This is a genomic window from Streptomyces clavifer (assembly GCF_036345975.1).
GTDB lineage: Bacteria > Actinomycetota > Actinomycetes > Streptomycetales > Streptomycetaceae > Streptomyces > Streptomyces clavifer.
Genome location: NZ_CP107793.1, coordinates 7,426,089 through 7,447,884, shown reverse-complemented (window position 1 = coordinate 7,447,884; position 21,796 = coordinate 7,426,089). Strand labels below are relative to the sequence as shown.

At 69.9% G+C, this 21,796-nt stretch carries 24 protein-coding genes; 11 read left to right on the top strand and 13 right to left on the bottom strand.

Going from position 1 to position 21,796, the window contains the following annotated elements; all coding sequences use genetic code 11:
* The first annotated feature begins 106 nt into the window (after positions 1 to 106).
* From OG927_RS32195 to OG927_RS32180, 4 genes are all read left to right on the top strand, one after another.
* A complete protein-coding gene (locus OG927_RS32195) occupies positions 107 to 3,001 on the top strand; it encodes a DEAD/DEAH box helicase (RefSeq protein WP_124280178.1) in 2,895 nt (964 codons plus the stop codon).
* Complete coding sequence (locus tag OG927_RS32190) at positions 2,998 to 4,287, top strand: SWIM zinc finger family protein (protein ID WP_319104168.1); 1,290 nt, start codon at positions 2,998 to 3,000, stop codon at positions 4,285 to 4,287. Before OG927_RS32195 ends, OG927_RS32190 begins: the two co-directional genes overlap by 4 nt.
* A gap of 131 nt (positions 4,288 to 4,418) precedes the next feature.
* Positions 4,419 to 5,777: an esterase-like activity of phytase family protein gene (locus OG927_RS32185; protein ID WP_330321228.1), complete on the top strand. Its 1,359-nt coding sequence runs from the start codon at positions 4,419 to 4,421 to the stop codon at positions 5,775 to 5,777.
* Between the two features lie 233 nt (positions 5,778 to 6,010).
* Positions 6,011 to 6,592 (top strand): N-acetylmuramoyl-L-alanine amidase, encoded by a 582-nt coding sequence (locus tag OG927_RS32180; protein WP_330321227.1) that lies wholly within the window; start codon positions 6,011 to 6,013, stop codon positions 6,590 to 6,592.
* A 62-nt stretch (positions 6,593 to 6,654) separates the two neighbouring features.
* Here the strand turns inward: OG927_RS32180 and OG927_RS32175 are convergent, their stop codons facing one another.
* Both OG927_RS32175 and OG927_RS32170 read right to left on the bottom strand, forming a co-directional pair.
* Positions 6,655 to 8,313, bottom strand: coding sequence for an MFS transporter (locus tag OG927_RS32175; protein ID WP_209471620.1), 1,659 nt, complete (start codon positions 8,311 to 8,313; stop codon positions 6,655 to 6,657).
* A gap of 504 nt (positions 8,314 to 8,817) precedes the next feature.
* Positions 8,818 to 8,973, bottom strand: a complete 156-nt coding sequence (locus OG927_RS32170; protein ID WP_164494074.1) for a DUF6131 family protein — start codon at positions 8,971 to 8,973, stop codon at positions 8,818 to 8,820.
* Between the two features lie 182 nt (positions 8,974 to 9,155).
* Between OG927_RS32170 and OG927_RS32165 the strand changes: the two genes are divergently transcribed.
* The gene (locus OG927_RS32165) at positions 9,156 to 10,337 is read left to right on the top strand and encodes an alcohol dehydrogenase catalytic domain-containing protein (protein ID WP_330321226.1); all 1,182 of its coding nucleotides are present in this window, start codon (positions 9,156 to 9,158) and stop codon (positions 10,335 to 10,337) included.
* A gap of 75 nt (positions 10,338 to 10,412) precedes the next feature.
* Here OG927_RS32165 and OG927_RS32160 read toward each other — a convergent pair whose 3' ends face one another.
* Genes OG927_RS32160 through OG927_RS32115 form a run of 10 tightly spaced genes read right to left on the bottom strand, consistent with a single transcriptional unit; the run spans position 10,413 to position 15,941 of the window.
* Positions 10,413 to 10,691 (bottom strand): gas vesicle protein K, encoded by a 279-nt coding sequence (locus tag OG927_RS32160; protein WP_056788737.1) that lies wholly within the window; start codon positions 10,689 to 10,691, stop codon positions 10,413 to 10,415.
* Positions 10,688 to 10,915: a gas vesicle protein gene (locus OG927_RS32155; protein WP_056788734.1), complete on the bottom strand. Its 228-nt coding sequence runs from the start codon at positions 10,913 to 10,915 to the stop codon at positions 10,688 to 10,690. Before OG927_RS32155 ends, OG927_RS32160 begins: the two co-directional genes overlap by 4 nt.
* 3 nt (positions 10,916 to 10,918) lie before the next feature.
* Positions 10,919 to 11,755: a GvpL/GvpF family gas vesicle protein gene (locus OG927_RS32150; RefSeq protein WP_330321225.1), complete on the bottom strand. Its 837-nt coding sequence runs from the start codon at positions 11,753 to 11,755 to the stop codon at positions 10,919 to 10,921.
* A 15-nt stretch (positions 11,756 to 11,770) separates the two neighbouring features.
* On the bottom strand, positions 11,771 to 12,124 hold the full coding sequence (locus tag OG927_RS32145; protein WP_056788728.1) for a gas vesicle protein: 354 nt from the start codon (positions 12,122 to 12,124) through the stop codon (positions 11,771 to 11,773).
* On the bottom strand, positions 12,117 to 13,235 hold the full coding sequence (locus OG927_RS32140) for an SRPBCC family protein (protein ID WP_209471622.1): 1,119 nt from the start codon (positions 13,233 to 13,235) through the stop codon (positions 12,117 to 12,119). The genes OG927_RS32145 and OG927_RS32140 overlap by 8 nt, the downstream gene beginning before the upstream one ends.
* A gap of 6 nt (positions 13,236 to 13,241) precedes the next feature.
* Positions 13,242 to 14,117 carry a histone protein gene (locus OG927_RS32135; protein WP_330321224.1) on the bottom strand — a complete coding sequence of 292 codons (876 nt, stop codon included), beginning with the start codon at positions 14,115 to 14,117 and terminating at the stop codon, positions 13,242 to 13,244.
* 7 nt (positions 14,118 to 14,124) lie between these two features.
* Positions 14,125 to 14,379, bottom strand: a complete 255-nt coding sequence (locus tag OG927_RS32130; RefSeq protein ID WP_056788720.1) for a gas vesicle protein GvpG — start codon at positions 14,377 to 14,379, stop codon at positions 14,125 to 14,127.
* A 1-nt stretch (position 14,380) separates the two neighbouring features.
* On the bottom strand, positions 14,381 to 15,130 hold the full coding sequence (locus tag OG927_RS32125) for a GvpL/GvpF family gas vesicle protein (protein WP_330321375.1): 750 nt from the start codon (positions 15,128 to 15,130) through the stop codon (positions 14,381 to 14,383).
* 2 nt (positions 15,131 to 15,132) lie between these two features.
* On the bottom strand, positions 15,133 to 15,588 hold the full coding sequence (gene gvpJ, locus OG927_RS32120; RefSeq protein ID WP_056788714.1) for a gas vesicle protein GvpJ: 456 nt from the start codon (positions 15,586 to 15,588) through the stop codon (positions 15,133 to 15,135).
* Between the two features lie 32 nt (positions 15,589 to 15,620).
* Positions 15,621 to 15,941, bottom strand: a complete 321-nt coding sequence (locus OG927_RS32115; protein ID WP_209471624.1) for a gas vesicle protein GvpO — start codon at positions 15,939 to 15,941, stop codon at positions 15,621 to 15,623.
* A 123-nt stretch (positions 15,942 to 16,064) separates the two neighbouring features.
* Here OG927_RS32115 and OG927_RS32110 point away from each other — a divergent pair, with 123 nt between their 5' ends.
* Together OG927_RS32110 and OG927_RS32105 are read left to right on the top strand one after the other, a co-directional pair.
* Positions 16,065 to 16,508 carry a hypothetical protein gene (locus OG927_RS32110; protein WP_124280186.1) on the top strand — a complete coding sequence of 148 codons (444 nt, stop codon included), beginning with the start codon at positions 16,065 to 16,067 and terminating at the stop codon, positions 16,506 to 16,508.
* A gap of 2 nt (positions 16,509 to 16,510) precedes the next feature.
* Positions 16,511 to 17,530 carry a PHP domain-containing protein gene (locus tag OG927_RS32105; protein ID WP_330321374.1) on the top strand — a complete coding sequence of 340 codons (1,020 nt, stop codon included), beginning with the start codon at positions 16,511 to 16,513 and terminating at the stop codon, positions 17,528 to 17,530.
* Between the two features lie 8 nt (positions 17,531 to 17,538).
* Here OG927_RS32105 and OG927_RS32100 read toward each other — a convergent pair whose 3' ends face one another.
* Positions 17,539 to 18,903 (bottom strand): PP2C family protein-serine/threonine phosphatase, encoded by a 1,365-nt coding sequence (locus tag OG927_RS32100; protein WP_330321223.1) that lies wholly within the window; start codon positions 18,901 to 18,903, stop codon positions 17,539 to 17,541.
* Positions 18,904 to 19,061: 158 nt separating this feature from the next.
* Between OG927_RS32100 and OG927_RS32095 the strand changes: the two genes are divergently transcribed.
* The 4 genes from OG927_RS32095 (at position 19,062) to OG927_RS32080 (ending at position 21,734) form a co-directional block, all read left to right on the top strand.
* On the top strand, positions 19,062 to 20,024 hold the full coding sequence (locus OG927_RS32095) for an iron-containing redox enzyme family protein (protein ID WP_056788698.1): 963 nt from the start codon (positions 19,062 to 19,064) through the stop codon (positions 20,022 to 20,024).
* Positions 20,025 to 20,129: 105 nt separating this feature from the next.
* Complete coding sequence (locus tag OG927_RS32090; protein WP_124280188.1) at positions 20,130 to 20,816, top strand: HemK2/MTQ2 family protein methyltransferase; 687 nt, start codon at positions 20,130 to 20,132, stop codon at positions 20,814 to 20,816.
* Positions 20,800 to 21,123 (top strand): CDGSH iron-sulfur domain-containing protein, encoded by a 324-nt coding sequence (locus tag OG927_RS32085; RefSeq protein ID WP_124280189.1) that lies wholly within the window; start codon positions 20,800 to 20,802, stop codon positions 21,121 to 21,123. The genes OG927_RS32090 and OG927_RS32085 overlap by 17 nt, the downstream gene beginning before the upstream one ends.
* 152 nt (positions 21,124 to 21,275) lie before the next feature.
* Complete coding sequence (locus tag OG927_RS32080) at positions 21,276 to 21,734, top strand: SRPBCC family protein (RefSeq protein ID WP_124280190.1); 459 nt, start codon at positions 21,276 to 21,278, stop codon at positions 21,732 to 21,734.
* Positions 21,735 to 21,796: the final 62 nt, after the last annotated feature.

Below are 21,796 nucleotides of genomic sequence, written 5' to 3'. Positions count from 1 at the left end.
ACACGTGAGCCGAGTCACTGTGCGTTTCTCCCGGGACGGACCGTGGATGGAGTACCCTCGGCGACCCCGGGCCCCACTAGTCAAATTTGAGGAATCTGACATCGCTGTGCACAGGCTCCCTGCGGCCACACTCAACGAGATCTCCGAACTGTCCCGCTGCTCCGCAGTCTTTCTCCCCGCGGATCCGGCCCGTACCGGCCTGATCGCGTTCTGGAACCCGGACGGTAGCACTCCGCCTGCCGATCACGGGAGTTCGGAGGAGCTGACCGTCGTCGGAAGCGACCTCCGGCCCTGCGCGGTACCGGCGTTGCTCATGCCGGTACCGCACGCCCTGCCGGTCCTGACGCGTGCGCGCACGAGCGCGCACGCGTCCCCCGCCGCGGCGTTCTGGGGCGCTGCCGCGGTGCTCGCCCTGCAACTGGTGGCGCGCGGGCTGCTGCTGCCGGGGCTGAGCGCCGCGGACCACGATGCCTGGCGTGTCGGCCCCCTGACGGCTGAGGACCTGGAGCGGATCCGGGTGCTGGCTGCGTCCATGCCGCCCACCGCCCATGCGGTACCGCTCGACGCCGCGGCCGATCCGGTCGTGCTGGCCGAACCGGAGGCCCTGCTGCGCTCGTTCCTCGACGCGGTGGCCGATGCCCTGCCGCGCTCCCCCGCCGCCGAGTACGCCGCCGGAGGCCCCGCGTTCGCCGCCCCGGCGGCGCGGCACCTGCCGGCGCTCCGGCCGTGGGCGGCCGATGTGGCCGCCGGGCACGACGCGGGTGTGCGGCTCTCGTTGCGCGTCGAGGTGTCGGGGCTGGACCGGGCAGAGGAGGACGGCTCGGCCGGCGGCCCGTCGTTCCGTGCCGTCCTGCAGATCCACAGCGTCCAGGACCCTTCGCTGATGGCCGACGCGGCGGACGTCTGGGCGGACCGGGCCCCCGCCGCCTCCCTGTTCGGGCCCCGCGCCCGGATGGACGCGCTGCTGGCGCTGCGTCGAGCAGCCCGGGCCTGGCCTCCGCTGACACCGCTGCTGTCGGCCGCGGTCCCGGACGCGATCGAGCCGGCCGACGAGGAGATCGCCGAACTGCTCGGCCCCGCCGCGCGGGCCCTCGCCGCGACGGGGGTACAGGTGCACTGGCCCAGGGAGCTGGCAAGGAAGCTCACCGCGCGTGCGGTGATCGGACCGGCCCACGCGTCCGGCCCGGACGACGACGCCGACGGCACCCGGGCTTCCCGGCGGACCGGTTCGCAGCTCCCGTCCCTGATGTCGGCCGACGCCCTGCTCGCGTTCGACTGGTGGTTCGCGCTGGGCGACGACAGGCTCAGCCGGGCGGAGCTCGACCGCCTCGCCGAAGCGGGCAGGCCACTCGTCAGGCTGCGTGACCAGTGGGTCCTCATCACCCCCGAGGACGCCCGGCGCGCACGGGATGCCGGGGCACGCAAGGTGACGCCCATCGACGCCCTGAGCGCCGTGCTGACGGGAACCACCGAAGTCGACGGGCGCAGGGTGGAGGTGGCCGCGACCGGCTGGCTGGAACAGCTGCGGGAGCGGCTCGCCGATCCGGAGTCACAGGACCGGCAGACGGTCGGCCCGCCGCCCTCGCTCGCGGCGACCCTGCGCGACTACCAGCTGCGCGGCCTGAACTGGCTGCACACCATGACGTCGCTCGGCCTCGGCGGCTGCCTGGCCGACGACATGGGGCTGGGCAAGACCATCACGCTGATCGCGTTGCATCTGCACCGGCAGGACATCGCCTCGGCCGCGGGCCCCACGCTGGTGGTCTGCCCGACCTCGTTGATGGGCAACTGGCAGCGCGAGATCGAGAAGTTCGCCCCGGGCACGCCGGTACGCCGCTTCCACGGCGCGTCGCGTTCGCTGGAAGGCCTGGCGGACGGCGAGTTCGTCCTGACCACGTACGGCACCATGCGCCTCGACGCTCCTCGCCTCGCGCAGGCGTCCTGGGGCATGGTCGTGGCGGACGAGGCGCAGCACGTCAAGAATCCGCACTCGGCGACCGCGAAGCAGCTGCGGACCATCGGTGCCCGGGCCCGCGTGGCACTCACCGGTACCCCCGTGGAGAACAACCTCTCCGAACTCTGGGCGATCCTCGACTGGACGACGCCCGGACTCCTGGGCAGGCTCGGTACGTTCCGCACCCGGTACGCGAGCGCGGTGGAGGGCGGCAACGACCCGGCCGCCGCCGAGCGTCTGGGCGCGCTGGTCCGTCCGTTCCTCCTGCGGCGCCGCAAGTCCGACCCGGGCATCGCCCCGGAGCTGCCCCCGAAGACGGAGACCGACCGCGCGGTGTCCCTCACCGCCGAGCAGACGGGGCTGTACGAGGCGGTCGTGCGGGAGACTCTCGCCGAGATCTCCGGCGCCGACGGTTTCGCGCGACGCGGGCTGGTGGTGAAGCTGCTGACGGCACTCAAACAGATCTGCAACCACCCGGCGCAGTACCTGAAGGAGGAGCAGCCCCGCATCGCGGACCGGTCGGGGAAGGTGGAGCTGCTCGACGAGCTGCTCGACACCATTCTGGCCGAGGGCGCGAGCGTGCTGGTGTTCACGCAGTACGTGCAGATGGCACGACTGCTGGAACGGCATCTGGCGGCACGCGGGGTGCCCACCCAGTTCCTGCACGGCGGTACCCCGGTGGCCGAGCGGGAGGCCATGGTGAACCGCTTCCAGGCGGGCGTGGCACCGGTGTTCCTGCTGTCACTCAAGGCGGCGGGCACGGGCCTGAACCTCACCCGGGCCGGTCACGTGGTGCACTTCGACCGCTGGTGGAACCCGGCCGTGGAGGCGCAGGCCACCGACCGTGCGTACCGGATCGGCCAGACGCAGCCGGTGCAGGTGCACCGGCTGATCGCCGAGGGCACCATCGAGGACCGGATCGCCGACATGCTGGTCCGGAAGCAGGGGCTCGCGGACGCGGTGCTCGGCGGGGGCGAGACCGCACTGACGGAACTGACCGACGCGGAACTGGCCGACCTGGTCGAGCTGCGAGGGGGCGCACGATGAACGACGGTCACGAGCCGGAGCGTACGTTTGCCGCTCTGCCACCGTCACGGGGCCGGGGCTTCGCCTCGTCCTGGTGGGGGCAGGCGTGGCTGAAGGCCCTGGAGGACACGGCTCTGGACGGTGAGCAGTTGAAGCGGGGCCGGAAGCTGGCCAGGGAGGGCGGTGTCGGCGCGGTGTCCGTACGGCCCGGCCGGATCACCGCTGTCGTGCAGGACCGCGACTCGACGGCGTACCGCAGCGACGTGCTGCTCCAGCGGCTGGACGACGAGGACTGGGACCGCTTCCTGGACATGGCCTCCGAACGGGCCGGGCACATCGCCGCGTTGCTGGACCGTGAGATGCCGCCGGACCTGGTGGAGGACGCGGCTGCCGCCGGGGTCGATCTGCTGCCGGGGATCGGTGATCTGGAACCCGAGTGCAGCTGCGAGGCGTGGGACCACTGCCCGCACACGGGTGCCCTGTGCTACCAGGTGGCACGGCTGCTGGACCAGGACCCCTTCGTCCTCCTGCTGCTGCGGGGAAGGGACGAGCGGCGGCTCCTCGACGAGCTCCAGGTGCGCAGCACGGCGCGTGCGGTCCGCGGATCCCACGCCCCGGGCCCGCCGGGAGCGGAGCCCTCAGGGCCCGCGCGTGGTGTCCGGGCCGACGAGGCGTTCGCGGCGCGGGACATCCTGCCGCCCCTGCCCGCGCCACCGCCGCTGCCCGTGGAGCCAGGTCCTCCGGCCTCGTTGCACGTGGAGACGGAGCCTGGGGCGGACGTCGATCCTGCGGCGCTGGAGTTCCTGGCGGCCGACGCTGCGGCGCGCGCCTTCGCGCTGCTGGCGGACGCCGTCACCGACGGGCATGAACGGCGGCCCCCGGCAGCCGAGTTGAGTCCGGATCAGGATGCCGTCCGGCTGGCTGCCGCTGCCCGTCCCGGAACGCTGATCACCGCGCGTCTCGCCACGGCGTCGGGGCGGCAGCCGGCCGGGCTGGACGCTGCGGTGGGGGCGTGGCGCCACGGTGGGGCGGCCGGGCTGGCCGTGTACGACGAGGAGTGGCTGCCCGGTCCGGAGGAGCTCGCACGGGCCCAGGCGCAGCTCGCCGCGGCATGGGAGGAGGGCGAGCGCCCGCACCTGCGTGCGGTGCGCAACCGCTGGACCGTGGTGGGCTCCGACGCACAGTTGCGGTACGGGCGCGACGGCCGCTGGTGGCCGTACCGCAAGGAGCGCAGCCGATGGGTACCGGCCGGGCCGGCGGACGACGATCCGGCAGGGGCGCTGGCGGGCGTGTCATTGGAGGCCTGAGCACCACCGCCCGGGGGCGCGTACCGCGTTCGCCACCTGCTGCCCCCACGTTCAGCTCGGTGTCACCGGGTGTTGTGCGTGGGGGCAGAGCCTTGCGACCGTTACCGCAGCCCGCGTCGCCAGGAGGCCCCATGCCCACCCGCGTTGTCCGTCGTTCCCTCGCTCTCGGGCTGCCGCTCGCTCTGCTCTCCATGGTCTGCGTGGCGGGCACCGCAGCCGGTGCGCAGGGCCGTCACGGGCCGGCCGGCCATCCCGAGCGCACGGCACGGGTCACCGGGAGTGCGGTGCTCGGCGATGTCCCCCTAGCCGGATTCAGCAACGGCCTGCTGCCGGGCACGGTCCCCGATGACCGCGGCGTGATGCTGGGCGGCATCGGAAGCGACATCTTTCCGGCGGGCCGCCGGGGCGAGTTCTGGACGGTGACGGACCGCGGTCCCAACGGCCAGATCAAGATCGACGGCAAGAAGCGCCGCACCTTCCCCGTGCCGGGCTTCGACCCTGCGATCGTCAGGATCCGCGTCGACGGCAAGCAGATCAAGGTGCTGGACTCCCTGCCGCTGACGACCCGCTCGGGCGCCGCGGTGACGGGCCTGCCCAATCAGGAGGGCCGCGACGAGGCCCCGTACACCTTTGACGCGCGCACCCCTCTCGGATACGACCCGAACGGCCTCGACACCGAGGGCGTCGTGCGTGCGGCGGACGGGTCGTTCTGGCTGGTCGACGAGTACGGTCCGTCACTCGTCCACGTCTCCTCGCGCGGCCGGGTCGTGGCGCGGTACGTCCCGGAGGGCCTGGAGCTGAAGGGTGCCGACTACCGGGTCGTCGAGGCGCTGCCGGGCGTGCTGCTGCACCGCAAGGTCAACCGCGGCTTCGAAGGGCTGGCGCTGCTGCCCGGCGGCGATCTGGTCCTCGCCGTGCAGAGCCCGCTGTCGCTCCCGGACCAGCAGGCCGGCGAGGAGTCGCGCAACGTCCGCTTCCTGCGCTTCTCCACGAAGAAGCAGAAGGTGACCGCCGAGTACGCGTACCGCTTCGACCCGGTGGGGGTCGTCGACCCCGGTGAGGACGACACCTCCGAGCTGAAGATCTCCTCGGTCGTCGCGCTCGGCCGCGACGGCCTGCTGGTGGAGGAGCGCACCGACAGGTCGGCCCGGCTGCACCGGGTGACGCTGCCCGGCGGCTCCGGCATCCTCGGCTCGGTGTGGGACGACCCGGCCACCTCGCCCGCCTACGAGCAACTGGAGGACCCTTCCGCTTCGGGGGTCCGGGTGCTGCGCAAGAGCCTGGTCGTCGACCTGGGCACGATCGCGGGCGTCCCCGGCAAGATCGAGGGCGTGGCGGTGACGGGCCGGGACACCCTGGCGCTCATCAACGACAACGACTTCGGGATGACGGACGGCGCGGAGGCCTTCGATGCGAACGGCCGTCTGGTGGACAGCGGCATCGAAACGTCGGTGACCCTGCTGAGGCTCCCCCGCCCCCTGACCGGCTGACTCCGCTGCGGGACACGCGGTCGCCCGGCACGTCTCCCGTACTGTGCCCGGCGGTCGCGCGAACCGTTGCGGTACCACCCCCATGGCACCGCGGCATCCACCGCGCGTGGTGCAGCCCGTAGGGTGGGGCGGTCTCCGGCCGTAAGGGGGGACGACGCGGACCGGGGTGTGTCACCGGCCGCACGGGGGCGACGTGGCCGGGGTACGGAGCCGGCCGCACATCAGGGGAGCCGATGCAGCGCAGAAGACTTGTCCAGGGGGCGGCGGCCATCACCGCCGTGGCGCTTGTGCCGGCCTCGGCGCGCGCCGTGGCCTCCACCGCAGCCGGCACGGACCACTCCTCGGCCCGTTGGGCCCCGGCTTCCCCGTCCAACTACACGGTGTCAGGGCGGCCTTCGGGCCAGTCCGTGGACCTCGTGATCGTGCACGTCGCCCAGCAGACCTTCACGCAGACGGTGGGCATCTTCCGCAATCCGGTCAAGCAGGTCTCCGCCCACTACGTGGTGCGCTCGGGTGACGGATTCGTGGCCCAGTGCGTGGGCGAGGAGCACATAGCCTGGCACGCGGGGAACTGGGACTACAACACCCGCAGCATCGGCATCGAACACGAGGGCTGGGTCGACGAACCCGGGTACTTCACCCCCGCCATGTACGAGCGGTCGGCGCAGCTCACGGCGGACATCTGTGACCGGCACGGCCTTCCGAAGGACCGCGCGCACATCATCGGCCACCACGAGGTCCCGGGAAGTGATCACACCGACCCCGGGGTGAACTGGGACTGGGCGCGCTACATGCGTCTCGTCAATCAGTTCTGACCGTTCGGCGCGCACCTCCCTCAGCGCCGACCCGGCGGGGCACACCGCGGCTGTATCGGCTCTCAGCCGGACGGGCCCGCTTCTTCATTCCCGCCCTCTCCCCGTCTCCGCACCGGAGCAGTCGCGTCCGTGGCCCCCTCACCCTCCGACAGGTCGCCTCCGGGGGCCGCGCCGTCCGCGGGCGGCGACACCGCTCCACCGCGCAGGCGTTCCAGGTCGCTGGAGCGTACTTGGATGACCAGCAGGGCGATCAGTGCCGCGACGACGGCCATCACGGCTGCGACGACGAATGCGCTGGACACTCCCGAGGCGAGCACCTGGTCTCCCCAGGGTGCCGGGAGTTCGCCCGTCCTGCGGAACTCCAGCTGCTGGGCCGGAGTCGCTTCCGCCAGGAAGCGGGGTACCTGGTCGGTGGCCTCGTTGCGGCTGGCCGTACCGAAGACGGTGACCAGAATGGACAGCCCGAGCGATCCTCCGACCTGCTGGGTGGCGTTGAGGACGCCGGACGCGGCTCCCGCCTCCCGGGGTACGACTCCGGAGACCGCCATCAGCGTCAGCGACACGAACTGCATGCCCATGCCGAAGCCGAAGACCAGCATGGGGCCCAGGATGCTCCCCAGGTAGGTGCTGTCGATATCGGTGAACGTGAGCCAGCCGAGCCCCAGTGCAGCCAGGATCGCGCCCACCACCATGAAGGGCTTCGGCCCCCACTTCGGCAGCAGTTGCGAGGCGATTCCCGCACTGATCGCGATGACCACGCTGATGGGGAGGAACGCGAGCCCCGCCTGCAGCGGGCTGAAGTGCAGGATGTTCTGCACGAAGAGCGTCAGGAAGAAGAACATGCCGAACATCGCGGCCGCAAGGCTCAGCATGATTCCGTAGGTGCCTGCGCGATTGCGGTCGCGGAACATCTTCAAGGGGGTGATGGGCTGCCTCGAGCGGCTCTCGACGGCGAGGAACAGACCGAGGAACAGCACGGCCGCGAGGAACGATCCGATGGTCAGGGTGTCGCTCCAGCCGTCCTCCGAGGCACGGATGAAACCGTAGACGAGAAGCACCATGCCGATGGTCGAGGTGAGTGCGCCGAGGACGTCGAAATGACCTGGATGACGTTCGGACTCCCTGATGTACCGGGGTGTCGCAGCGGCGATCAGCAGACCGATGGGCACGTTGACGAAGAAGACCCATCGCCAGTCGAGCCACTCCACCAGGACTCCGCCCGCGAGCAGCCCGATCGCGCTGCCGCCCGCGGACACGGCAGCGAACACTCCGAACGCCCTGTTCCGCTCGGGGCCTTCGCGGAAGGTGGTGGTGATGAGGGACAGCGCGGTCGGGGAGGCGATCGCACCACCGACACCCTGCAGGGCGCGTGCCGCGAGCAACTGCCAGGATTCCTGGGAGAGTCCGCCGAGGAGCGAGGCGAAGACGAAAAGCAGGACGCCGAAGATGAACACTCTGCGGCGCCCGAGGATGTCGCCCAGCCGCCCGCCCAGCAGAAGCAGCCCGCCGAAGGTCAGCGTGTAGGCGTTGATCACCCAGGACAGACTCTCGGTCGAGAAGCCCAGTGAGGTCTGGATGTGCGGAAGCGCGATGTTCACGATGGTGATGTCGAGGACCACCATCAGCTGGCACGAGGCGATGACGAGCAGCGCTATCCCCTTGCCGCGGCCCCGCTCCGGGGATGAGGCAAGCTTCGAGGATTCCGCCGGTGATTTCGTCATTGGGCTGCAGCAAATCAAGCCGTTCGAGCCAGGCAGTGAAAGGAAACGTTCACCCATCGACCGTAGGCCGAACGGACGTTCCTCGCCAATCGCATGCGCCCGCCCCGCTGTCGGCGCCGTGATTGGCCTGCTCATACAGCTTCACGGTGGGGTCACCGCCGACCGCAGATGTCCGTGGTCTTCCAGTCACCCCGGCGTCGAGGGAGCCGTGACGGCCGTTCTCGCCGTCGAGGGAGGGCCGCTCGGTCCGCCTGCCGCCGCACAGTGACTGTCGAGCACGCCGCTGGGAAGTTTCCACCGGAGCCGTTGCGGTACAGACCGTTCAGTCCCACGTGGCGTTGCGGCCCGCCTGCCACGCCCGCCAGCACACGGAGTCCACCTGCGCCACGCCCAGTTTCGTCTTGAGCATGACAATTTGCGCAACGATCGAAACCCCTGGGGGCGGAGTGACCGACGCCCCAGGACCCCGGTCAAATCCACCCTGGACCGGCTTCTACAAGAAGGTCACCAGTAGTGCTTCCGGCCGCCGACCGCGCGACCCATGGACCCCAGTAGCCACAGGGCGAGTCCGATCACCAGCAGGATGATGCCGATGGTCCACAGAACGCCGAGCCCGGTCACCAATCCGATGACAAGGAGAATTGCTCCAATAATGATCATCATTCTCTCCGATCACGCGGCCCGCACACGCAGGTGACACTTATGAGCATAGGACTGCCGAGAACACATCGCCCGAGATGACTCCCTGCCTCGTTGCGCCCGACGTCACCAGACGGCGTATACAGGAGGAGGGGTCTTTCCACACGGCCCCGGTACAGCTGCGCAACAGGGAGAAGGGCACGATGAAGGCACTCACCTGGCAAGGAAAGCGCGACGTACGCATCGAAACGGTGCCGGATCCGAAGATCATCGACCCAACGGACATCATCGTGCGTATTACCTCCACGGGTATATGCGGGTCCGATCTGCATCTGTACGAAGTCCTCGGCCCTTTTCTGGATGCCGGCGACATTCTCGGCCACGAGCCGATGGGAATAGTCGAGGAGGTCGGCCCCGCGGTCACCGCGGTATCGGTCGGCGACCGTGTCGTGGTCCCTTTCAACGTCTCGTGCGGTACGTGCTGGATGTGTGATCAGGGACTGCACTCGCAGTGCGAGACCACACAGGTCCGCAAGCGCGGCACAGGAGCTTCACTCTTCGGGTTCTCCAAGCTGTACGGGCAGATACCGGGCGGTCAGGCGGAACTGCTCCGAGTCCCCTTCGGCAACACCCTGCCCGTGAAGGTGCCCCACGGACCGCCGGACGACCGCTTCGTCTACCTGTCGGACGTGCTGCCCACCGCGTGGCAGGCGGTCGCGTACGCCGATGTGCCGCCGGGCGGAAGTCTGACGGTTCTCGGTCTGGGCCCGATCGGTGACATGGCCACCCGGATCGCCCTCCACCAGGGTGTGGAGCAGGTCATCGGCGTGGACCTGGTGCCGGAGCGGCTGGCCAGGTCGCGTGCACGCGGCGTCATCGCACTGGACCTGAAGGAGCACGCCAACGTGGCCGACGAGATCCGTCGGCTCACACAGGGACGCGGCACGGACGCCGTGGTCGAGGCCGTCGGCATGGAGGCACACGGCGCCCCCTTCGCCAGGGGGGCTCAGCGGATCGCGACGCGGCTGCCCGACGCTCTGGGCGCCAAGGTCATGGAGCGAGCCGGCCTCGACAGCATGGCCGCTTTCAACACGGCCATCGACGCCGTGCGCCGCGGCGGGACGGTCTCCATCGTCGGTGTCTACGGAGGCGCGATCGACCCCGTTCCGATGCTGACCCTGTTCGACAAGCAGATTCAGCTGCGCATGGGCCAGGCCAACGTCAGGCACTGGGTGGACGACATCCTCCCGCTGCTCGACGACTCCGACCCCCTGGGCGTCGACGGTTTCGCCACACACCGGCTGCCCCTCGCGGAGGGCCCGCAGGCCTACCGCACGTTCCAGGCGAAGGAGGACGGGATGGTCAAGACCCTTCTGACCGTCTGACACCGTCAACCGTCCGTGCCGGACACTCCGTGCCGGACACTCCGTGCCGGACACGGTCCACCGCGTCCGGCACCGTCAGCTGCGCGGCAGCAGTGTTCCCAGCGGCCCCAGGTCGAGGTTGAGGTCCTCGGGCCGCACGCCGTGCTGCTCGCACAGCTCTGTCATGCGCTGGTCGAGCAGCATGAGTGTGGTCCCGATCTCGTCGACCTGCCGTTCGGTGAGATCGCCCTGGTCGATGCGTCGAATGGCTTGGCGCTCCATCAGCTGCCTCAGCAGTTCCACCACGGTCAGCACGAGCGCCACTAGGTCATTTCCCAGCTGGTCCGAGTCCACGTCGACCCGGGAGGCGGTCACAGCGGGCCCCCGTCCGCCCACGGTGACGGGATCCGTTCGTTGACGGACGACAGCAGGGCGTGGAGCGACAGCCGTACGAGCGGGACGTCCGCGATCGCGATCACCAGGTCACCGCTGACCACCACGCCGGTTGCCAGCACCCGGTCCAGCAGGTCGACGAGCGGTACGCCGATGGGCCCGCTCAAGGGCTCGGGATTGTTCCAGGGCACGACATCGTGCGACATCCGCTACACCTCGCCGACGAAGGAGTACGGAACCCAGGGCCCCGACAGTTCGATCTGCGCCCCGGTGCTGTCCTGCAGCGTCCTGGTCAGCGTTTCCAACTCGCCGGACCGGCGGTCCGCGACCAGGTAGGTGGCGTTGAGCACCTGGACCCGTGGGTCACCGGCCAGTTCGGGGCTGTGCGGCCGCAGCCTTCGAGCAGCCGCCGCCACCCGCTGGAATTCCGCGTCCACCGTCTCCGCCATCCGGAGGGCTTCTTCCTGTTGCTGTTCGCGCCGGGCCCGCACCCCCCGTTTGCGGTCCAGATAGGCGAGACCGGCGCCTGGTGCCGGACGGGTCCGGCCGGCGGGCTCCGCCGGCCCGCGCGGGGCGGTACCCACCTCCGCCACAGGGCGTTCGGCGTCCTGCGGGGGACGCTCGGCCGCGTAGACCTTCACCCCCCACTCGGAGTGGTCCGCGGTGCGCGCGAGCGCTGCACGGAATCGACCGGTCTCGCCGCTGAGCGCCGACAGCGCCCGTTCCTCGTCGTGATACAGGGTGGCGAGCGGCAGCGGGACGGTGGGGCAGGCCGCTGCGGCCACCGTCACGACGTGGTGGTGGGCACGTGCGTAGCGCTCGAGTTCACGGGTGTCGGACAGACGCGCCTGCCAGGCCTCGTCGGCGAAGTCCGCGGCACGGACGGTCTGGACGACGGCCGTCAGCTCCCCGAACGGCAGGGTGCGTACCGCCGTGCCTGCTGCGACGCCCGGCAGGTCCGCGACCGCGGTCTGGACCGGGGCCCCGCATACAGCGAAAACGTAGACGGCATGGCCGTCCGGAGAATCGGCGCCCGATTCCTTCATGTACCTCGGTCCTCCTCAGTGCGTGGCAGCTGCGTCTTGTCCCACCGGCAGTTCGTCCGCCTTCGACTCGTATGCCTCCAGCCGCTCACGAAGTTCGCGGTTCTCGTCCTGCAGCGCATTGCGGGCCGCGTGCGAACTCAGTGCCGGATCCGTCTCCCACCAGTCGATCCCGGCCTTCTTCGCAGTGTCCACGGAGGCCACGAACAGGCGGAGCCGAATGGTGAGCAGCTCGATGTCGAGTAGGTCGATCTTGATGTCGCCGGCGATGACGATGCCCTTGTCGAGGACGCGTTCGAGGATGTCGGCGAGGTTGGTCGTCTGAGGGCCGGGAATCTGGTACCCGGCCTGCACGAGGTCTCCGTCAGTCACGGCTACGGCTCCGCCCTCGGCGCTTCTTGCGTGCGGGGGCCTCCTCCTCGGGCTCTTCCTCCTCGTCCTCTTCCTCTTCTTCGGGTTCCTCCTCTTCCTCGTCCTCTTCCTCCGGCTCCTCCTCGTCCTCTTCCTCGTCCTCCTCCTCTTCGTCCTCTTCCTCGTCCTCCGGCTCCTCCTCGTCCTCCTCCTCTTCGCCTTCCTCCTCGGGCTCCTCCTCTTCGTCCTCCTCCTGACCCTCTTCCTCGTCTTGCTCTTCCTCCTCGGCCCCCTCCTCCGACTCGGCTTCCTCTCTTTCGACGGCGTCTTCGTGGGATTCCACGACTTCGCCGTCGCGGATTTCGCCGCGCCAGCCCTCGGGCTCTTCCTCGGTGAGCGTGACGTACCGCTGGAAGTGCTTGAAGTCCAACCTCATACGGCGTCCCTGGGCCCGCCACAGGTTGCCTGTCTTCTCGAAGAAGCCCGAGGGGTAGTACTCCACGACCAGCACGATCCGTGTCAGGCTGGGCGCGATCTCATGGAAGCTGACAGCACCTCGGGTGGTGCCTTTCGCGCCTTCGGAGGTCCACACGATCCGTTCGTCGGGTACCTGTTCCTGAACGGTCGCCTTGAAGCTGCGGGACGAGGGACCGACCTTCACCTTCCAGTCGCTGGTCACCTCGTCGCTCGTCGAGACGTCGCGTACACCCTTCGCGAAACTGCTGAACTTGTCGTACTCCGTCCAGTAGTCGTACGCGTCCCTCAGCGGCACACCCACATCAAGGACCTCGATGATGCTTGTGATCTTGCTGCTGCTGGACTTTCGCTTCTTCTTTCCCCCGCCGAAGGCGTCTTTTGCCTTGTCCACGACATTGTCCTTGACGCCTTTGGCCTTCTCGGAGACGAACGCCTTCACCGGCGATTCGCCCTTCAGGACACGGGAGCCGATCGCCGGAAGCGAGCCCCCGTTCTCCGCGATGTTCGTGAGCTGCCCTGTAACGTCGGTCAGTTTTCCGCCGGCCTTCTCGGCAAGCTTCTCCACCTGCGCACTGAGAAAGTTCGATGCCTCTCCGCGGAGCCGCGACATGCCCGACTCCGCAGCCTCCGGCTCGTCCTTGTCCGTCTTGGCCATGACTGGCTACCTCCGCCGTTCGGTGCGCTTGGACGCAGATCGCTTCGTTGACGCGGCCTTCTTGGCCGGGGACTTCTTGGCCGGGGGCTTCTTGGCAGGCGCGGACTTCTTGGCGGGGGCTGCTTTCTTCCCGGCCTTCGTTCGCGGCGCGGACTTCTTGGCGGCAGCCTTCTTCGCCGGAGCCTTCTTCGCCGCCGACTTCTTGGCCGGAGCCGACTTCTTGGCCGGAGCCTTCTTCGCCGGAGCCGACTTCTTGGCGGCAGCCTTCTTCGGCGGAGCCTTCTTCGCCGCCGACTTCTTGGCTGGAGTCTGCTTCGCAGCTCGACCCGACCTGCTCGGCTCCGGCTTCCCTCCGCTCTCTTCCTCGTCCTCTTCTTCCTCGTCCGGCTCTTCCTCGTCCGGCTCTTCCTCGTCCGGCTCCTCCTCGTCCTCGAACTCCTCCTCCGGCTCTTCCTCTCCCTCTTCTTCCTCGTACTCGCCGTCCTCCTCCGGCTCTTCCTCTTCGTCCTCGCCTTCGTACTCGTCCTCGTACTCCTCCTCCGGCTCTTCCTCTTCGTCCTCCTCGCCCCGGTTCGTGAGCCGGGACGTTCGGTCGCTGAGTGCGTCCGCGAGCGAGCTCATGCCGCGGTCCGCCGCGGCCGTCAGAGCCTTTCGGCCCGACTCGAGGACCTCGCCCTTCAACTGCTCCTGCAATTCGGCGAATTGAGGAACCTCCCCCAGCCTGCGCATCCCTTCGGCGGCGAGCTGGCGCGGTTCCAGTCCGAAGCGCCTTCCTGCCAGATAGGTCGCGATGGTGATGGCCATCCGGCCCTTCTTCGTGCGGCCGAGCACATATCCGCCCACGACTGCGGCCGCCAGAGTCACCTTCGTCTGGTCTTCCATGAGTGATTCACCTTCGATCGTTTCGCACGGAGCGGGCCCGAGTGACGTGCAGCCGTTCGAGCAGTGCTTCCTCTTCCCGTTCGAACTCCTCCAGGCTGACGTTGCCGTCCTCGAGCTCCTGGTTCAGTGCCGCCAGTTGCGCTCTGAGCACACCGGGGTCGTGCATCTCGCGGTCGGCTTGTTCGTTCACCTTCTCCGCCACCCAGACCACTCCACGGACCGGTGCGAGAGGGAGCAGGAGGATCCCGCTGATCAGGCCCATCTCAGGTCCCCGCTGCCGTTGCCCGGGCGGGCCGGGAGGGGACGAAGCTGTAGCAGGGCAGAGGTCCGGCGATACGGAGTTCGACGTGGGCGCGGTGGCTGTCCGCGAAGGACTGCGCCGCGATCCGAAAGCGGTCGCTGTCGTGCCGGTCGATGAGGAACGACACGTTCAGCGCGCATCCGTGGACCTCCGGCCCGGCTGCCACCGCCCGGGCCATGGGCGTCAGCGTGCGCAGGATCTTCTTGCCGGCGTCGCCGGCCCTGCGCGAGAGCGCCGCGGCAACGGCCTCCCCCAGTCGCACACTCGCCTCGTAACCGGGGCGTCGGCGTACCTCGTCCCGTAGCCGTCGCACCTGGTGCTCCTCGGCCACGACCACCGCGAGTGCGTCCTGGGCGGGCAGGGCCTTGAGATTGATCTCGACACCGTCGGTGAGGTGCCGCAGGGAGGCGAGATGGCCTTCCCGTGACCCGGCCAATTCCCTGAGCACCGTGGCCTCGTCCGCCGCGACCATTCCGAAGCGCATGGGAAGCACCGGACCCGTGTCCGTGAGGCGCATCAGCAGGTCCTGGTGCGCCATGAGGTCCCTGCGCCGCGCGCGCAGGTTCGGGGGCGCGTCGCTCACCACCGCGGTGACCGGTCCTTCGCTGATCAGCCGCAGTTCGGCGGGCGGGTCGCCCACGCCGACGGCTTTCCGCGGCAGTGGTTCACCCGTCGGGACGATGGCGTAGACGTACACGCCGGTAGCTGTCACGTTCATGCCTCCGCGCGGCGTCGTCGGCTGGATGAGTCACGTGCCGGCGCCCGGCGCTTCCTGGGTCGCTCGTGCTGCTCCTCCTGGCCGTCCGAGTCGTCGTCGTCACCACCGCCCACCGCCTTGCGGACGCTGTCACCGACGGACTCCGCGGCCTTGCGCACCTTGCGCTTGCCGACGGACTTGGCCGCCCCCGCGCCGAACAGCTCGGGAATGGTCCGGCTGCCGGAATCCCGCTCCAGGTCCAGGCGGTTGCAGGCCTCGGCGAATCGCAGGTACGTGTCCACGCTCGCGATCACGATGCGGGCGTCTATCTTGAGGATCTCGATGCCGACCAGCGAGACCCGGACGAACACATCGATGACCATGCCCCGGTCGAGAATGAGTTCGAGGACGTCGTAGAGGGTGCCGGCACGCGGCGGGCACGGGGCGATCTCGTCGGCGTACATGGTGGTCATGGAGTTCCTTCCGGCTGATGGGGCAACACGGGTCACTCGTCGGCGGCGCCCCGTCGGTACCGACGGACCCTGCTGTACTCCAGGAGCTCGCCGTCCTCGTCCAACTGCACCTCGTAGGAAGCCAGCAGGCTCGTCGTGTCGGGGATGCGCGCGACCTCCAGCACATCCACCACGACGCACCAGCCGTCATCGCTCCGCCGCACGGCGGACACTCCCTCCGAGGGATGACCGATAAGGCTTTCCAGACTTCTGCAGGCAGCACGGGCGGCGTGCTCAGGGCCCCGCCGGGACGAAGGTCGCGAGGCCGTCGCCTTCTTCGCGTGCCCGACACGGGTGCGTGGTTTCTCTGCCATGGATCCAGTCTCATGAATGCGGGGCTCCGCGCATCTCGGGGCGGTGCAGGAAGGTTTCCGGCCCTCACCCCTTCGGCGCGCTCGATGGACGAAGGGCGGCGGAAGGGGTGCACAGTCGTAGTCATGCGCGAGACACGTGACGAGAGCGGGCCCGACGACGGTCACAGGCGCCCGCCTGCGGTCGGGGACACCACGGTGGAGGCCCTCGGGGCATTGACGGAGGCGCTGGAGACGGTGGAGCGGGCGCGGGGCCGTCTCTACGACTTCCATCAGCTGACGGGCGGCGCCGACCTCACCCTGGACCGGGCGGTGGAACTGCTCAGGACGGCAGGGCACATGGGCCATGCCGACCTGGTGGAGCGTGAGATCCTCGGCCGCAATGTCCTCCCCGGCCGCTGGACCTTTCAGGTGGTCGAGGAGTACGACGTGACCTACTACCGGCCGTTCGTGGAGGTCGAGGCCCGGGTGCGGGAGGAACTGGCGGCAGGACGGCAGCATCTGTACGAGGCCGAGATGAAGGAAGCCCGTCGCACCCGCGGGCACCCCGACCACACCGCGAGGCCGTGACCGTGGAAGCGTCCAGCACGTTGCGGCGGATCGCGTTCCTGCTGGAGCGGTCCCAGGCGGCCACGTACCGGGTGAAGGCCTTCCGCACCGCCGCAGAGGCGGTCGATGCCATGGGAGGGGACGAGCTGGCGGACCGGGTGGCCCACGGCTCGCTGGAGGCCGTGCGGGGTATCGGCCCCCGCACGGCGGAGGTGATCCGGGAATCGCTGACCGGCGCTACGCCCCGTTACCTGCAACGCCTGGAGGACGAGGCCTCGGTGCCCCTCGCCCGGGGAGGTGAGTCATTGCTGGCGGCCCTGCGCGGCGACTGCCACACGCACTCCGACTGGTCCGACGGCGGGAGTCCGATCGAGGAGATGGGGAGGACGGCGGCGGAACTGGGCCACGAGTGGGCCGTACTCACGGACCACTCCCCCAGGCTGTCCGTGGCCAACGGGCTGTCCCCGGAACGCCTTCGCCGTCAGCTGGACGTCGTGGCGGAACTGAACGAGCAGTGGGCGCCCTTCCGCCTGCTGACCGGGATCGAGTGCGACATCCTGCCGGACGGCTCCCTCGACCAGGAGGACGAGCTTCTGGAACGCCTCGACGTGGTCGTCGTCTCGGTTCACTCGAAGCTGCGCATGGGCGCGGCGGCGATGACGAAGCGGCTGCTCGCGGCCGTGCGTGACCCGCACGCCGATGTGCTCGGTCACTGCACGGGGCGTCTCGTCGGCGGGCGGACCCGGCCGGAGTCGGAGTTCGATGCCGACGAGGTCTTCGCGGCGTGCGCGGAAGCGGGGACGGCGGTCGAGATCAACTGCCGGCCCGAACGGCTCGATCCCCCGCTCCGCCTGCTCAGGCGGGCGGTCGCCGCCGGGGTCCTCTTCTCCATCGACACCGACGCCCACGCCCCGGGGCAGCTGGACTGGCAGATCCACGGCTGCGCGCGGGCGGAGAAGTGCGAGGTCCCGGCCGACCGGGTCATCACCTCGTGGACGGCGGACCGGCTGTTGGAGTGGACCCGCGGTAAGGCGGCCGGCTGACCGTGCGGTCATCGCGCGAAGGCGGTGGCCGGGCCTTCCGCGAGGGCGGCCACCCGGACCGCGATCAGGGCCACGTCGTCCGTACCGGCCGCTGCGAGACCGTTGAGCAGCTCGTCGCAGAAGGTCTCCAACGGCTCACGGGCCAGTGCTGCCGCGTGCTGGCGCAGTCGGGCCAGACCCCGGTCCAGCATCTCGTCGCGACGCTCGACGAGCCCGTCGGTGTAGAGCAGGACGGTCGACTGCGGGGGGAGCACCTCCGTGTCGTCCGTACGGTGTTCGTCCGGGTCGACTCCCAGCATCATGCTCCGGCCGCCCTCGAGGAAGCGGGTCTCGCCGTCCCAGGTCACCAGGAGCGGCGCGGGGTGGCCGGCCACGGCGTAGTGCAACTGCCAGTGCCCGGTCGGGGCCGGTTTCTCGATGAGGCCGTAGATGCAGGTCAGCGTCTGATGGGGGTAGAGGATGTGGGTGGCGGCGTCGAGCCGCGCCAGGATCTTTCCGGGCGGCTCCTTCCGGTCGCAGGCGATGCCCCGCAGCATGTTGCGCATCTGGCTCATCGTCACCGCGGAGCGCAGGTCGTGGCCCGCCACGTCTCCGATGATCAGCGCGGTGGCGCCTTCGTCCAGCAGGAAGGCGTCGTACCAGTCGCCACCGACCTGGGCGGTCGCCACAGCCGACTGGTAGCGGGCGGCGAGCTCCACGGGCCCGTCGGCCGGCAGGTCGGGCAGGAGCGAGCGCTGCAGGCGTTCGGCGGTGTGCTGGGCCTCGAAGTGCAGGCGTGAGTTGTCGACGGCGAGGGCGACCCGGTGGGCCAGGTCCTCGACCAGGGGGAGCACGTCCTCGTCGAACCGGGCCCCACGCGTGGTCCGTGCGAGCGTGATGACGCCCAGCACCTGTCTCCTCGCCCGCAGCGGAGCGATCACGGCCGTGTCGGCCGTCATCCGGTCGAAGAGTTCGAGCTCGCGCGCCTGAAGGGGGTCGGCGGCACGGTCGGGCGGGGGAAAGTCCGTCAGGAGCATCGGCCCGGCGCCCTGCAGGGCCCGTACAACGGCCGCGGCGGAACCTTCGCTGGTCGGGAGGAGTCCTTCGTACAGGCCGGGCGAGAGCCGGTCGGCGTCACGGTGCTCGACGACGATCCTGCGCAGTCGGCCCCGCTGGTCCAGCAGGTCGACGGCGCACCAGTCGGCGAGGCCGGGTACGAGGGTGTCGCACAGTCTGCGCAGGCCGGTCTCCTCGTCCAGGGTGCTGGCCAGCGCCTCCGCCGCGTTGATCAGGAGCGTCAGCCGGTCCAGCGCGTGCTGGACCTCCTGGTCCACTTCGTACGCGTCCTCACCGTCCGACGGATCACTCGGGCGGTCGTCCCGGTCAGCGCACATGCGTGCTCCTTCGAGCGGGACGGTGTTCCCGCCCCTTCTGCGATTGTCTGCCAGGTCGGCGGGCCCGGCACGCGCCGAAAGGCTGCGGCGGGGCCTCCGGCGTACAGTCGATCACGATGTCTGTGTGGTTTCCGCAGCTGACGGGGCAGGAGGGTCCCATGTCCGATCAGCACACTGGACCATCCCTTCCACGAACGCGCGGCCCGGTGTCCGCGGGCGTGATCGGCTATGTACACGGTGACGCGGCCCTGCCGGGCCCGGGCACCGCGGGGGACGCCGATCCGTACGGTGAGGATCTGCATCTGGCTCTGTACGTCTGCTACGAACTGCACTACCGGGGCTTCTCCGGCGTACGACCGGAGCTGGAGTGGGATCCGGGGCTGCTCACCGTCCGCGCCGAGCTGGAGGAACGTTTCCTCACGGCGCTGCGGTCCGACGCCACGGATTCGGCGGATCTGGACGACGTACTGGCCGGCCTGCTCGTGGAGCCCGTACACGGTTCTGGTCTCTCGTGGTTCCTGCAGGACCGGGGCGAGCTGCGGCACCTGCGTGCCTACGCCGTGCAGCGCTCCCTCTACCACCTGAAGGAGGCCGATCCGCACGCCTGGGTGCTGCCCCGGCTGAGCGGTCGGGCGAAGGCGGGCATGGCCGCGATCGAGTATGACGAATTCGGGGGTGGCCGTGCGGAGCGCGTCCACGCCCGGCTCTTCGCCGACCTGATGACCGGTCTGGGGCTCGACAGCACGTACGGCCGCTATCTGGACGACGGCTGCGCCGAAATGCTGGCCCTGGTGAACATGATGTCGCTCTTCGGCCTGCACCGGCGGTTGCGCGGGGCGCTGGTGGGACATTTCGGCGCTGTCGAGATCACCTCCTCACCCGCTTCCCGGCGCCTGGCCCGTGCCATGAAGCGCACGGGAGCGGGGCACGCGGCGGAGTTCTTCTACACGGAGCACGTCGAGGCGGACGCCGTCCACGAACAGGTGGTGCGCCGTGACGTCATCGGCGGGCTGCTGGAGGACGAACCGGAACTGGCGTCCGACATCTCCTTCGGGATCACCGCCACCTCCTTTCTGGAGGACCGGCTCGAGGCCCGTCTGCTGGCGGACTGGCAGACCTGATCCAGTCGCTCGCGGCGCCCTTTCCGCACGGACGAGTGGCGTCGCGGAGCCCGATGCACCGAATCGAAGCCACCCAGTCGTCACACGGATGCTGAGGAGCCCTGGATGTCCACGGAACTGACCGAGGAACCCACCCGCCCGGACCGGCTGCTGACGCTCCCCGGCGTGTACGCGCCGCAGCACGACACACGCCTCCTCATGACGGCCCTGGACCGCGAGGACGTCCGCCCCGGCGCTGACGTCCTGGACCTCGGAACGGGCAGTGGCGCGCTCGCCCTGCACGCGGCGCGGCTCGGGGCGCGGGTGACGGCCGTGGACATCGCGCGGCGGGCCGTACTGACCGCGAGGCTGAACGCGCTGCTGCACCGCCGGCGCGTCACCGTGCAGCGCAGCGACCTCCTGTCCGCACTGCCCGGCAGGTCCTACGACCTGGTGATCTGCAATCCGCCGTACGTCCCGTCCCCGATCGGCCGGCTGCCGGGGCACGGCTCCGCGCGGGCGTGGGACGCCGGGTACGACGGGCGCGCGGTCCTCGACCGTGTCTGCGTCGCGGCTCCGGCCGCGCTGCGTCCCGGCGGCCTCCTGCTGATGGTCCACTCCGGCCTGTGCGACAGCGACACGACCCTGCGCCGTCTGTCGGACGCCGGTCTGGACGCGCGTGTGAGCGAGCGCGCCCGCGTACCCCTCGGGCCCGTACTGCGTTCCAGACTCCGGTGGCTGAGGGAGTCCGGCCTCGTGGGCCGGAACGAGGCGAGCGAGGAACTGGTGGTCATCCGTGCCGAACACCCCTGAGCTTCCCCGGAGGATCTCCGTCGACGACCAGGGGCCGCTGCTGATCGAAGGGCCGGTGGAGATCACCTGTGCCGACGGCCGTGTGGCCGTGTCGGATCGGTTCGTCGTTGCCGTCTGCACCTGTCGGCGGAGCCGCATGTACCCCTGGTGCGACACCAGTCACCGGCGTCGCACGCACGGCGAGGAAGCCCATACCGCGGGGAGCGATACGGCCCGTGCGCCCGGCGACCGCACGGTGCCGGCCCGGCCGCCCCGCCCGGATGGAGGGACGACCACATCCGATGGGCCCGCCGGCCGGCCGCGGTGACGACAAGCACCGTGCACCGGACGGGCGTGCGCTGGCACGCGTGAACCACTGCGGGGCGTGAAACGCGCCCACGCCGGACTGACGAACGAGGCAGCCGACCGCCCTGCGTCAAAACTGCGGGACTGGCGAACCACCGGGAGCAGGAGGAACTCATGGCTGTACGGCACAAGCTGGTCAGGAGGAGCACGGACGCGGTCTGGGCCGTCCTGTCCGACGGAGAGCGCTACGACCGCTGGGTGGTCGGCACGGCCGAGTCCCATCCGGCTGAGGGTCGGTGGCCCGAAGTCGGGTCCACCATCGCCTACCGGGTCAGGATCGGCCCCTTCGAGTTGGACAACGAGACGGTCGTACGCCGGTGCGAGCCTCCCCGAATCCTGGAACTCGAGGTGAACAGCGGCTGGCTGGGTACCGCGAGGGTCGCCATCGACGTGCGCCCCTGGGGCGACGACACCCTGTTGATCGTCGACGAGCATCCCTTGCGCGGCGTCGGCGCCACGTTGCACAACGTGGCCTTCGAGGCGGTGATTCAGCTCCGGCACCGGGCCATGCTCAACCGGCTCGCCGAGCTCTGCGAGGACGGGAGAACTGAACCGTCTCCGGCGAAGGGGTGACCGGAGGGGGTTCCCGGGCCGGCCGACGCAGTGCGCCCGCCCGCGCGACGGCCGTCCTGCCG